The sequence below is a fragment of the Pseudomonas sp. FSL L8-0168 genome, assembly GCF_037976155.1.
In the GTDB taxonomy this organism is placed as follows: Bacteria; Pseudomonadota; Gammaproteobacteria; order Pseudomonadales; family Pseudomonadaceae; genus Aquipseudomonas; species Aquipseudomonas paracarnis.
Map to the genome: position 1 here is coordinate 4,384,201 of NZ_CP150262.1, position 13,227 is coordinate 4,397,427.

The window sequence follows — 13,227 nt, forward strand, 5'->3', positions numbered from 1 at the left end:
CCGTCGGTCAAAGTGGGCGCAGATGTTACCCAACCACATCATCACTGGCAAGCCGAATTCAGGCGCAAACTTCAGTTACCAGTTTTGCCAGGTCTTCGGCATGGCCGCGAACCTGTGTTTCGTCCTCGCCTTCGACCATCACACGCACCAGCGGCTCTGTGCCGGACTTGCGCAGCAACACACGCCCGCGCCCCGCCATTGCCTGGGTCACGCGCTCGCAAGCCTCTTTGACAGCAGGGTGCTCGATGGGGTTTTCGCCACCGGCAAAACGCACATTGAGCAGCACTTGCGGGCACTTGCGCAGGGCTTGACGCGCCTGGGCCAGGCTCTCCTCGCGGCGACGCAGGGCCAACAGCACCTGTAGCGCGGCGATGATCGCGTCACCCGTGGTGGTGTGCTGGAAGCAGACCACGTGCCCGGAGTTCTCGCCGCCGACCAACCAGTTACGCTCCAGCAGTTCGGCGATCACGTAGCGGTCACCGACATTGGCGCGAATAAAGGGAATCCCCAGTTCTGCCAACGCCAATTCCAGCCCGAGATTACTCATCAGAGTGCCGACCACGCCACCTTGCAGCTTGTTACGCTCATGCAGGTCACGGGCAATGATGAACAACAGGTCATCACCATCCACGATCGTGCCAGTGTGATCCACCATCAGCACGCGGTCGCCATCGCCATCAAAAGCGATGCCCAGGTCCGCATGCTCAGCCAGCACAGCAGCCTGCAGCTGCTCCATGTGGGTGGAACCGCAGTTGTCGTTGATGTTCAAGCCGTTGGGCTGAGCCGACAGCACGGTAACCTGTGCACCCAGTTCCTTGAAGACGCTCGGCGCCACCTTGTAGGTCGCCCCATGGGCGCAATCGACAACAATCTTCAAGCCTGCAAAATTGGTGCTGCTCGGGACGCTGCTTTTACAGAATTCGATATAGCGGCCTGACGCGTCGTTAATGCGCGACACCTTGCCCAGCTTGCTGGACTCGACCACCGTCATCGGCGCATCCAGCAGCTCTTCGATCATCAACTCGATCTCGTCAGGCAACTTGGTGCCCTGCCCCGAGAAAAACTTGATGCCGTTGTCATCATGAGGATTGTGGGAGGCGCTGATCACAATACCGGCTTCAGCGTGGAAGGTACGCGTCAGGTAAGCGATTGCCGGCGTGGGCATAGGCCCCAATAGCATCACATCGGCCCCGGCGGCGGACAATCCGGCCTCCAGCGCAGACTCAAACATGTAGCCCGAAATACGGGTGTCCTTGCCCACCAGGATGCGACACGCGCCCATGCTGCGGAACGCCATGCCTGCCGCCCAACCCAGCTTGAGCATGAAATCAGGGGTGATCGGGAATTCGCCGACCCGACCACGAATGCCGTCGGTGCCAAAATATTTTTTAGTCATAAGTACTCCATCATTCTTATTCGGCTGATTCTACAGCAGCGAGCATGCGCACCACATCGACCGTTTCGGCGACATCATGCACACGCAAAATACGTGCGCCCTTGGTCACGGCTAGTGCCGCAAGCGCCAGGCCGCCATACAGGCGTTCGCCGACGGGGCGATTCAAGGCGAGCCCTATCATGCTCTTGCGCGAAACGCCGACCAACAGCGGGCGACCAAGGGCGTGCAGCGCTTCCATGTGTTTGAACAGGCTTAGATTGTGCTGCAGGGTCTTGGCAAAGCCAAACCCCGGATCGAGGATGATCTGTTCGGGCGCAATACCCACAGCCACACACTGGGCAACCCTCTCAGCAAGAAACCCACCCACCTCGCCGACCAGATCGTCGTAATGCGGATTGTCCTGCATGTTGCCGGGCTCACCCAACATATGCATCAGGCAGACAGGCAAGCCGGTTGCAGCGGCCGCATCAAGGGCGCCGTCGCGCTGAAGCGAGCGCACGTCGTTGATCAACCCAGCTCCCAGACGCGCGGTTTCGCGCATCACTGCCGGGGTGGAGGTGTCTACCGAGATGATGACATCCAGCTCACGGGCAATACGCTCAACTACCGGTGCCACCCGCTCCAGCTCCTCCAATGGAGAAACAACGCGGGCGCCGGGGCGGGTCGATTCCCCACCCACATCAATCAGCGTCGCACCGGCAGCCACCATCGCCTCGGCATGGCGCAACGCGGCGTCCAACTGACTGAAGCGGCCACCATCGGAAAAGGAGTCAGGGGTTACATTGAGGATGCCCATGACATGCGTCCGGGCCAAATCAAGAACCCGGTTGCCGCAAGGCAACCGGGTAGAGGACAAAGCAGAAGTCATTTCAAACCTTAGTGATCAGCTGCCGGGCCGCCGATAGGCGTTTCAGGGCGCTCATTCTGCACCACAGGCGGAGTGCCCGAAGTACCCGAACCACCTTCCCAGTCGCGCGGCTCACGCGGCGTGCGGCCCGACATGATGTCGTCGATCTGGTCGGCATCGATGGTTTCGTACTTCATCAACGCATCAGCCATGGCGTCCAGCTTGTCACGGTTGTCAGTGAGGATCTGCTTGGCAGTGCCGTAGCACTGGTCAATGATGCTGCGAACCTCGGAGTCGATCAGCTTGGCTGTCTCACCCGAGAAGCTGGCGCTTTGCCCACCGCCGCCACGGCCCAGGAACACTTCGCCTTCTTCTTCGGCGTACATCAATGGGCCGAGTTTTTCCGACAAGCCCCACTTGGTCACCATGTTTCGCGCAATCTGGCTGGCACGCATGATGTCGTTGGAGGCGCCAGTGGTCACACCGTCGAAGCCAAGGGTCATTTCCTCAGCAATACGGCCACCATACAACGAGCAGATCTGGCTGATCAGCGCACGCTTGGAGAGGCTGTAGCGATCTTCTTCCGGCAGGAACATGGTCACACCCAGTGCCCGACCACGAGGAATGATCGACACTTTGTAGACGGGGTCATGCTCAGGCACAACGCGACCTACAATGGCGTGACCTGCCTCGTGATAAGCGGTGTTCTGCTTCTCTTTCTCGGACATGACCATGGATTTGCGCTCGGCGCCCATCATGATCTTGTCTTTCGCCAATTCGAACTCTTTCATCTCAACGATGCGCTTGCCAGTACGGGCAGCAAACAGCGAAGCCTCGTTCACCAGGTTCGCCAGATCAGCACCGGAGAAACCGGGAGTACCACGGGCGATCACAGCCGGAGCCACGTCGTCACCCATTGGCACCTTGCGCATGTGTACTTTCAGGATCTGCTCACGACCACGAATGTCCGGCAGGCCGACCACAACCTGGCGGTCGAAACGGCCCGGACGCAGCAACGCAGGGTCGAGAACGTCGGGACGGTTGGTTGCGGCGATGACGATAATGCCGTCATTCATCTCGAAACCATCCATCTCTACCAGCAACTGGTTGAGGGTCTGCTCACGCTCATCGTGACCACCCCCCATGCCCGCGCCACGATGGCGACCGACGGCATCGATTTCGTCGATGAAGATGATGCATGGCGCGTGCTTCTTGGCCTGCTCGAACATATCGCGAACACGGCTGGCGCCGACGCCGACAAACATCTCGACGAAGTCAGAACCGGAAATCGTGAAGAAAGGCACCTTGGCTTCGCCGGCAATCGCCTTGGCCAGCAAGGTTTTACCGGTACCCGGAGGCCCCACCATCAGCACACCGCGAGGAATACGGCCACCCAGGCGCTGGAACTTGCCCGGATCACGCAGGAACTCGACCAACTCACCGACTTCTTCCTTGGCTTCGTCGCAACCTGCGACGTCAGCCAGGGTGGTCTTCACCTGGTCTTCGGAGAGCAGGCGCGCCTTGCTTTTGCCGAAGCTCATCGGCCCGCCCTTGCCTCCCGCACCGCCTTGCATCTGGCGCATGAAGAACATGAACACGGCGATAATCACCAGGATCGGGAAGCTGGCAACCAGGAGCTGGGTCCAGATGCTTTGCTGTTCAGGCTGCTTGCCTTCCACAACGACCTTGTTATCCACCAGGTCACCGATGAGACCGTTGTCCTGAATGGCAGGACGAATGGTCTTGAAGCTGTCGCCATCGTTGCGCTTACCGGTAATCACGTAGCCATCAACCGCTACGCGCTCGACCTTGCCATCCTTAACTTGCTGGATGAAGTCGGAATAGTTGAGGGTCTGCGGCTCGTTAGGGCTGGAGAAGTTGTTCATCACCGTCACCAGGACAGCCGCGATGATCAACCACAGGATCAGATTCTTTGCCATATCGTTCAATTAACTACCCTCTGAAGCAAGCTCCGCTACTGGCGCGCGCTTCGCATGATATTCACCGGCCTAACTTACTACATTACCTACAACTCTGGCAGGCGCCGTCTGTAACCCTTTGTGAAACTTTGACTACGCAATATTCGTAAAGCTTCGTGACGAAAGCGATATAAAAAAACCTATCGCCCTCCTCGATTTTCTCAAAAACGCTCTTCGCTCGCAGCGCCTTCGACACCGCGGAAGCCACGGCACAGCAGATACTGCTCCCTGGACCGGTCACGGGATGAGTCCGGCTTGCGTGTCTGTACCTTGTCGAACAACTTGCGAATGTTCTTGTGGTACTCGTCGAAACCTTCGCCCTGGAAGACCTTCACCAGGAAATCGCCACCCGGACGCAACACCCGACCTGCCAGATCCAGCGCCAGTTCACACAGGAACATGGCACGCGGCATATCAACAGCCGGTAATCCACTCATATTGGGGGCCATGTCGGAAATCACAAGGTCTACCTGCGAATTTCCCACAGCCTCCAGGATCTCGGCCAATACCTTGTCCTCGGTGAAATCGCCGTGAACAAAGGTCACGTCCGGGATGCTGTCCATCTCGAGGATGTCCGAAGCGATCAATCGACCTTGCCCACCAATCAGACGACTGGTCACCTGGGACCAGCCACCGGGGGCCGCGCCGAGATCGATAACGCTCATGCCTGGACGAATCAATTTGTCCTTGTCCTGGATCTCCAGCAACTTGTAGCTGGCCCGGGAACGGTAGCCGTCCTTTTGCGCCTTTTTGACGTAAGGGTCATTGAAATGTTCTTGTAGCCACTTAAGGCTGGTTTTGGAACGGGCCACGGGCCACCTCGAAAAAATAAAACGGGTCGTGATTAACTGGGCGGTCCCGGACTCGCTCGGGTAAACTGGCCGCCGCTTTTTACAAGATCAGACGCAGGGGTCAGATTATGCCGCTCACTCAAGAGCAGAAGAAACAGTACAAATCCATTGGCCACCATCTGAAACCAGTTCTGATTGTGGCAGACAACGGTTTGACTGAGGGTGTGCTAGCCGAATTCGAGCGCGCACTGAACGATCACGAACTGATCAAGATCAAGGTCAACATCCTTGATCGCGAAGCGCGCCTGGCCGCCGTTGCAGAACTGTGCAAGGTCGGCAAAGCGGACCTTGTTCAGGTCATCGGCAAGATGGCGCTGCTGTATCGCAAGAACTTCAGCGTCAACAAGCAACTGTCGAACGTTCATCGCTTCAAATGATGAAAAGGGTCAAGGGCGTGCTTCGCGCGCCCCGCCACTCCATCCCGGCGCAGGTTGCATAACCAGCACCAGGCCAGAGAACCCTAGCACAAGATAGCTGAATAACTGCCAGCGCAACGCTTGCGGCAGCCACACATGCACCACGCAAAACATTGCGCATGCATACAGCGCCATCAACAGCAGTTGCCCGCGGATATCCCGCCACAAACTCTTCAGGCCTTCGGCCTTGATCAGCACCAACACCTGAAGCATCACGCACGTCGCCGCAAAACCCACCAGCAGCGCACTCAGCAATCCGTCGATCTCATCGATCAGCAGCGGCGCCAGGCCAATCAGGCCCAACGCCGGCAATACACCAATATGTAACAGCCATAGGCCGCCCACCCAAAGCATCTGAGAGAGCTGCCAAAGCATGGCGCCCGCACGCAGCGGGCGCCGTCTTTCAGATGTGACGAACTTCGACAATCTCGTACTCAATGACGCCGCTCGGCGTTTTCACGGCAACCACGTCGCCTTCTTCCTTGGCAATCAGGGCGCGAGCAATCGGCGAGCCGACAGAGATCTTGCCTTGCTTGAAGTCAGCCTCATCCTCACCCACGATCTGGTAAGTCACGCTTTCGTCGGTCTCGACGTTGGCGATTTCCACGGTCGTGCCGAAAATTACCTTGCCGGTATGCGGGATGGTGGTGACATCGATGATCACCGCATTCTGCATACGGCCTTCGATGTCACGAATCCGCGCCTCGACCATCCCCTGCTGCTCGCGAGCAGCGTGATATTCAGCGTTTTCCTTCAAGTCACCCAGCTCGCGGGCCGTACCGATGTCCTGACTCAGCTTCGGACGTACGACCTTGGTCAGATGGGCGTGTTCCTCTTCCAGGGCCTTGGCGCCCTGGACGGTCATTGGGTATTTGATCATGCCTTCAATCCTGCGTGTAGATCCTGCAAGCGACGCACGGTCTTTTCCGGACCGAACTTGAGCGCTTCACAGATAGCTTCGCCAGCAGCAATGGTAGTGGTGCAGTAAATCTTGTGCTGCAAGGCATTACGACGAATGGAATAGGAGTCCGCGATCGACTGACGACCTTCGGTGGTGTTGATGATCAGGGTGACTTCGTCATTCTTGATCATGTCGACCACATGCGGACGGCCTTCCGTCACCTTGTTTACGCGACGTACTTTCAGGCCGGCAGCTTCGATCAGCTTGGCGGTCCCGGCGGTAGCCACGACTTCAAAGCCCAAGTTGATCAGATCGCGGGCAACCCCTGCAACCAGTGGCTTGTCGTCATCACGCACGCTGATAAACGCAGTACCGCCGGTCGGCAGCACTTCACTGGCACCCATCTGGGCCTTGGCGAAGGCTTCACCGAAGGTATCGCCCACACCCATCACTTCACCGGTGGACTTCATTTCTGGGCCCAGGATCGGGTCCACGCCAGGGAATTTGGCGAACGGGAACACCGCCTCTTTCACACTGTAGAAGTTCGGAATGATTTCCTTGGTAAAGCCGATTTCTTTCAGGGTCTTACCAGCCATCACACGCGCAGCGATCATGGCCAAGGACACACCGATGCACTTGGACACGAACGGTACGGTACGCGAAGCACGCGGGTTGACTTCAATGACGTAGATGTCTTCGCCTTGCAGCGCCAACTGTACGTTCATCAGGCCGACCACACCCAGTTCCAGGGCCATCTTCTTGACCTGTTCGCGCATCTCGTCCTGGATGTGCGCCGGCAGCGAGTACGGCGGCAGGGAGCACGCGGAGTCACCGGAGTGAACGCCGGCCTGCTCGATGTGCTGCATGATCGCGCCGATCACGACGTCAGTACCGTCGCAGACCGCATCCACGTCCATTTCGATGGCGCAGTTGAGGAAGTGGTCCAGCAGCACCGGGCTGTCGTTGGAGACTTTCACCGCATCACGCAGGTAGCGCTTGAGTTCTTCTTCTTCGTAGACGATTTCCATCGCCCGGCCGCCCAGTACGTAGGACGGACGCACCACCAGCGGGTAGCCGATCTTGCTGGCCGCACGAATGGCTTCGTCTTCGCTGCGCACGGTGGCGTTCGGCGGCTGACGCAGGTTCAGGCGCTCAACCATTTGCTGGAAACGCTCACGGTCTTCGGCACGGTCGATAGCATCCGGGCTGGTACCGATGATCGGCACGCCAGCGGCTTCGAGGGCGCGCGCCAATTTCAGCGGGGTCTGGCCGCCGTACTGGACGATCACGCCTTTAGGCTTCTCGACGCGGCAGATTTCCAAGACGTCTTCCAGGGTTACCGGCTCGAAGTACAGGCGGTCGGACGTGTCGTAGTCAGTGGAAACCGTTTCCGGGTTGCAGTTGACCATGATGGTCTCGTACCCGTCTTCGCGCAGGGCGAGGGCGGCGTGTACGCAGCAATAGTCGAACTCGATGCCCTGGCCGATACGGTTCGGACCGCCACCCAGGATGATGATCTTGTCGCGGCCCGTCGGCGCGGCTTCGCACTCTTCTTCATAAGTTGAGTACATGTAGGCCGTGTCGGTGGCGAATTCTGCGGCGCAGGTGTCAACGCGCTTGTAGACCGGGAAGATATCCAGCTTGTGGCGATGAGTACGCAGGTTCTTCTCGGTCACACCCAGCAGCTTGGCCAGACGCTGGTCGGAGAAACCTTTGCGCTTGAGGCGGAACATCAAGTCGCGATCGATAGACGACAGACCCAGCGTCTTGACCTTCTCTTCTTCTTTGATCAGATCTTCGATCTGCACCAGGAACCACGGGTCGATCATGTTCATGCCGAAGATATCTTCGACGCTCAGGCCGGCACGGAAGGCGTCAGCCACGTACCAGATACGCTCGGCGCCCGGCACGGTCAGCTCGCGCTTGAGGATGCTCATGCTTTCCGGGTTGCTCAGGTCGAGCTTCTCGTCCAGGCCGCAAACACCCACTTCCAGGCCGCGCAGCGCTTTCTGCAGGGATTCCTGGAAAGTACGGCCGATGGCCATGACTTCACCGACCGACTTCATCTGGGTGGTCAGGCGCGCATCAGCCTTGGCGAATTTCTCGAAGGCAAAGCGCGGCAGCTTGGTCACGACGTAGTCGATAGACGGCTCGAAAGACGCCGGCATAGCGCCGCCGGTGATTTCGTTTTGCAGCTCGTCCAGGGTGTAGCCGATAGCCAGCTTGGCAGCGATACGCGCAATCGGGAAGCCAGTCGCTTTCGAGGCCAGCGCCGAAGAACGCGATACACGTGGGTTCATCTCGATCACGACCATGCGGCCGGTGTCCGGGCAGATGCCGAACTGGACGTTGGAACCGCCGGTTTCAACGCCGATCTCGCGCAATACCGCCAAGGAGGCGTTACGCAGGATCTGGTATTCCTTGTCGGTCAGGGTCTGTGCTGGTGCCACGGTGATCGAGTCACCGGTGTGCACGCCCATCGGGTCGAAGTTTTCGATGGAGCAGACGATGATGCAGTTGTCCTTCTTATCGCGGACAACCTCCATCTCATATTCTTTCCAGCCGATCAGCGATTCGTCGATCAGCAGCTCTTTGGTCGGCGACAGGTCCAGGCCACGCGCGCAGATTTCTTCGAACTCTTCACGGTTGTAAGCAATACCACCGCCGGTGCCGCCCATGGTGAAGGACGGACGGATGATGCACGGGAAGCCCAGGGTCTCGAGGACCGCATTGGCCTCTTCCATGCTGTGGGCGATACCGGAACGCGGGCACGCCAGGCCGATGGACTTCATGGCCTTGTCGAAACGCGAACGGTCTTCAGCCTTGTCGATGGTGTCGGCATTGGCACCGATCATCTCTACGCCGAACTTTTCCAGGACGCCTTCGCGCTCCAGGTCCAAGGCGCAGTTCAGAGCGGTCTGGCCACCCATGGTTGGCAGCAGCGCGTCCGGACGCTCTTTTTCGATGATCTTGGCAACGGTCTGCCACTTGATCGGCTCGATGTAGGTGGCGTCGGCCATGGCCGGGTCGGTCATGATGGTGGCCGGGTTGGAGTTCACCAGGATGACGCGGTAGCCCTCCTCGCGCAGGGCTTTACAGGCCTGGGCGCCGGAGTAGTCGAATTCGCAGGCCTGGCCGATCACGATCGGGCCAGCGCCAAGAATCAGGATGCTTTTTATGTCTGTACGTTTTGGCATGGGTTTGTCACTCAAATCCGCAGGTCAGTCGGCAAGCCGTCTTGAACAATCTTTGAAGAGCCTGCGGGGGCCACCGCACTCCGGGGCCGCCCGCAGGCCACTCAGTCAGCGTCGCTTGGCCATCTCATTGATGAAACGGTCGAACAGCGGCGCTACGTCGTTCGGGCCCGGGCTGGCTTCAGGGTGGCCCTGGAAGCTGAACGCGCTCTTGTCGGTGCGCTCGATGCCTTGCAGGGAGCCGTCGAACAGCGACTTGTGAATGGCGCGCACATTGCTCGGCAGGGAGGCTTCATCCACCGCAAAACCGTGGTTCTGGCTGGTGATCATCACAACGCCGGTGTCCAGGTCTTGTACCGGGTGGTTGGCACCGTGGTGGCCGTGGCCCATTTTCAGGGTCTTGGCGCCGGAGGCCAAAGCCAGCAACTGGTGGCCAAGGCAGATGCCGAACACCGGAATCTCGGTCTCCAGTACGTCCTTGATGGCCTGGATAGCGTAGTCGCATGGCTCAGGGTCACCCGGGCCGTTGGACAGGAACACACCGTCCGGCTGCATCGCGAGCACATCGCTGGCAGGGGTTTGCGCGGGCACCACGGTCACACGGCAACCGCGCTCGACCAACATGCGCAGGATGTTGTACTTGACGCCGTAGTCATAGGCGACCACGTGGTAAGGCAGATCGGCAGCCTCGATAGTCGCGTGGCTGTCGGTCTTCAGATCCCACACAGTGGAACGCCACTCGTACTTCTCTTTAACGCTGACGACTTTCGCCAGGTCCATGCCCTTCAGGCCGGGGAAACCTTGCGCCGCGGCAATCGCCGCCTCTTCGGAGATATTGTCACCGACCATGATGCAGCCGTTCTGCGAGCCTTTTTCACGCAGGATGCGCGTGAGGCGGCGCGTATCGATACCGGCGATCGCCACAACGTTGTTGGCTTTCAGGTAATCGGACAGCGACATCGTGTTACGCCAGTTGCTCGCAACCAGTGGCAGGTCACGAATCACCAGGCCCGCCGACCAGACACGATCAGACTCGACATCTTCCGGCGTAGTGCCGGTGTTGCCGATGTGCGGATAGGTCAGGGTAACGATCTGTTGGGCGTAGGAAGGATCGGTAAGGATTTCCTGATAGCCGGTCATGGCAGTGTTAAACACCACCTCTCCAACGGTCTGACCGTCGGCTCCAATGGCTTCGCCGCGAAAAATGCTGCCATCAGCAAGGGCGAGTATGGCTGGCTTAGTCAAGAAGACCTCCCGTAAATAAAGCCTGAAAGGGCGATCGCAGGTTGTAAAAAAGCGGAGTGACGTATGGACACGTCACCCCGCTTCTTCACTGAATTATTCTGCGCGCTTTTAGTGGACACACTAAAGCTGTAGCTTACAGAAAAAGGCTTTTTTGGTCCACCGCTAATGAGCCTTAAAGGCAGGGGAATGCGACAGGACGTCGCCTAGCGGGTAAAAACGGGGCCACAGGATAATCCTGAGCCCCCGTTTTAGCTACTGGTTAGTGCAAATCCAGCACGTCACGCATGTCGTACAGGCCCGGCTCGCGGCCGTCCAACCAAAGCGCAGCACGCACCGCGCCCTTGGCGAAAGTCATGCGGCTGGAGGCTTTGTGCGTGATCTCCAGGCGCTCGCCTTCGGTGGCGAACAGCACGGTGTGATCGCCAACCACATCACCACCGCGCACGGTTGCAAAACCGATGGTGTCGCGTGCGCGCTCCCCTGTGTGGCCTTCACGCCCGTATACCGCCACTTTCGACAAATCGCGGCCCAGCGCATCGGCAATAGCTTCACCCATGCGCAACGCAGTGCCCGACGGGGCGTCGATCTTGTGACGGTGATGAGTCTCGATAATCTCGATATCAGCCTCATCACCCAGCACGCGCGCCGCCAGGTCCAGCAATTTCAGCGACAGGTTTACGCCCACGCTGAAATTGGCAGCGAAGACGATCGGAATATCCTTGCCCGCCTCCACCAGCAACTGTTTCTGCTCGGCGCTCAAACCGGTGGTACCAATCACCATGGCCTTGCCCGCCTTACGGCAGAAGGCCAGATTTTTCAGCATCACTTCCGGCAGGGTGAAGTCGATCAGCACGTCGAACTCGTCAGCCACCTGCTCAAGGTTGCCAGACAACGAAACACCGATGCGGCCCAATGAGGCCAACTCACCTGCGTCCGCGCCGATCAACGTACTGCCTGGGCGAACAATCGCCGCCGTCAGCCCGGAGGCCGGCGAGCGTTGCTGCACCGCCTCGACCAGCGTCTTGCCCATGCGCCCGGCAGCGCCCATTACGGCTATACGTCGCATATTCAGATCCTTACAGGTCGCCGAAGAAGCGTTTTACACCGTCGAAGAAGCCCGTAGTCTTCGGCGAGTGGGAGTCATCGCCTTCCAGCGAGCTGCGGAACTCTTCCAGCAGTTCACGCTGACGACGATTCAGGTTCACCGGGGTTTCCACCGCCACACGGCACATCAGGTCGCCAGCACCGCCACCACGCACGGGCGCAACGCCTTTGCCACGAATGCGGAACTGCTTGCCGGTTTGAGTCCCTTCGGGAATCTTGAGTTTGACCCGACCATCCAGCGTCGGAATCTCCAGCTCGCCACCCAGGGCCGCATCAACAAAGCTGATCGGCACTTCGCAGAACAAGTGCTTGCCGTCACGCTGGAAGATCGAGTGCTCGCGCACATTGATCACCACGTACAGGTCGCCCGTAGGGCCACCCTGGGCACCCGCCTCGCCTTCGCCCGACAGTCGAATACGATCACCGGTATCCACACCCGCCGGCACTTTCACCGACAGCGTCTTGTACTCTTCGACGCGGCCTTCGCCGTGGCAGGAGTCGCACGGATCGGAAATGATCTTGCCCTGGCCATGGCAACGCGGGCAGGTTTGCTGCACCGAGAAGAAGCCCTGCTGCATGCGTACCTGCCCGATACCGCCGCAGGTCGGGCACGTGATCGGCGAGGAGCCTTTCTTCGCACCCGAGCCGTCGCACGGCTTGCAGTTGACCAGCGTCGGCACACGGATATTGACACTGGTGCCGCGCACGGCTTCTTCCAGGTTCAGCTCCAGGGTGTAACGCAGGTCGCTGCCGCGCTGAGGGCCGCCACGCTGACCGCCACGGCCACCGCCGAAGAAGTCGCTGAATACGTCGCCGAAAATATCGGAGAAGTTCTGGCCACCAAAACCGGCACCGCCGCCGCCCATGCTCGGGTCGACGCCAGCATGGCCATACTGGTCGTAGGCCGCACGCTTATTGGGATCACACAGGCATTCGTAGGCCTCGTTGGCCTCTTTGAACATCTCTTCGGATTCTTTGTTATCCGGATTACGGTCCGGGTGGTGCTTCATCGCCAGGCGACGGTAGGCTTTTTTCAGCTCCGCCTCGCTGGCGCCACGCTCCACACCCAATACTTCGTAATAGTCACGCTTTGCCATAAGTCTTTGCACTCTTAAGGACGTTCGACCTGGCCCTCCTGAACCCTGCCAAACTCGTTGAGCCCCAATACAGGCCCGGACCCAACTCACGTCAATTCAACGATCCTGGTCATTACTGTTTTCAGCCAGGGAGCCGGCCAAAAACGCGGTGACTGTCATTCGGAAAGCAGGAGCATTCCCGTTCACACCGCCAGCAT

At 59.0% G+C, this 13,227-nt stretch carries 11 protein-coding genes; 1 reads left to right on the forward strand and 10 read right to left on the reverse strand.

Features of this window, described 5'->3' with window-relative positions:
- Positions 1–58 precede the first annotated feature (58 nt).
- The 4 genes from glmM to rlmE all read right to left on the reverse strand — a co-directional run bounded on the left by glmM (position 59) and on the right by rlmE (position 5,034).
- Entirely contained in the window at positions 59–1,396 is a 1,338-nt protein-coding gene (glmM, locus tag MHH62_RS20075) for a phosphoglucosamine mutase (RefSeq protein WP_003194195.1), read from the reverse strand.
- Between the two features lie 16 nt (positions 1,397–1,412).
- On the reverse strand, positions 1,413–2,264 hold the full coding sequence (gene folP / locus MHH62_RS20080) for a dihydropteroate synthase (RefSeq protein ID WP_014719952.1): 852 nt from the start codon (positions 2,262–2,264) through the stop codon (positions 1,413–1,415).
- A gap of 8 nt (positions 2,265–2,272) precedes the next feature.
- Entirely contained in the window at positions 2,273–4,183 is a 1,911-nt protein-coding gene (gene ftsH, locus MHH62_RS20085; RefSeq protein ID WP_019817951.1) for an ATP-dependent zinc metalloprotease FtsH, read from the reverse strand.
- Positions 4,184–4,383: 200 nt separating this feature from the next.
- Complete coding sequence (gene rlmE, locus MHH62_RS20090; protein WP_014719954.1) at positions 4,384–5,034, reverse strand: 23S rRNA (uridine(2552)-2'-O)-methyltransferase RlmE; 651 nt, start codon at positions 5,032–5,034, stop codon at positions 4,384–4,386.
- A gap of 107 nt (positions 5,035–5,141) precedes the next feature.
- Between rlmE and MHH62_RS20095 the strand changes: the two genes are divergently transcribed.
- Positions 5,142–5,450 (forward strand): YhbY family RNA-binding protein, encoded by a 309-nt coding sequence (locus MHH62_RS20095; RefSeq protein ID WP_003176146.1) that lies wholly within the window; start codon positions 5,142–5,144, stop codon positions 5,448–5,450.
- A 9-nt stretch (positions 5,451–5,459) separates the two neighbouring features.
- On the opposite strand, the gene MHH62_RS20100 is transcribed toward MHH62_RS20095, so the two are convergent.
- The 6 genes from MHH62_RS20100 to dnaJ form a co-directional block, all read right to left on the reverse strand.
- Positions 5,460–5,864 (reverse strand): hypothetical protein, encoded by a 405-nt coding sequence (locus MHH62_RS20100; RefSeq protein WP_014719955.1) that lies wholly within the window; start codon positions 5,862–5,864, stop codon positions 5,460–5,462.
- A 28-nt stretch (positions 5,865–5,892) separates the two neighbouring features.
- Positions 5,893–6,369, reverse strand: coding sequence for a transcription elongation factor GreA (greA, locus tag MHH62_RS20105; protein WP_005791494.1), 477 nt, complete (start codon positions 6,367–6,369; stop codon positions 5,893–5,895).
- The gene (gene carB, locus MHH62_RS20110; protein ID WP_003194205.1) at positions 6,366–9,587 is read right to left on the reverse strand and encodes a carbamoyl-phosphate synthase large subunit; all 3,222 of its coding nucleotides are present in this window, start codon (positions 9,585–9,587) and stop codon (positions 6,366–6,368) included. Before carB ends, greA begins: the two co-directional genes overlap by 4 nt.
- A gap of 105 nt (positions 9,588–9,692) precedes the next feature.
- Positions 9,693–10,829, reverse strand: coding sequence for a glutamine-hydrolyzing carbamoyl-phosphate synthase small subunit (gene carA, locus MHH62_RS20115; protein ID WP_003194208.1), 1,137 nt, complete (start codon positions 10,827–10,829; stop codon positions 9,693–9,695).
- Between the two features lie 259 nt (positions 10,830–11,088).
- Complete coding sequence (dapB, locus tag MHH62_RS20120; RefSeq protein WP_014719957.1) at positions 11,089–11,895, reverse strand: 4-hydroxy-tetrahydrodipicolinate reductase; 807 nt, start codon at positions 11,893–11,895, stop codon at positions 11,089–11,091.
- Positions 11,896–11,905: 10 nt separating this feature from the next.
- Positions 11,906–13,030: a molecular chaperone DnaJ gene (gene dnaJ / locus MHH62_RS20125; RefSeq protein WP_014719958.1), complete on the reverse strand. Its 1,125-nt coding sequence runs from the start codon at positions 13,028–13,030 to the stop codon at positions 11,906–11,908.
- Between the last annotated feature and the right edge of the window lie 197 nt (positions 13,031–13,227).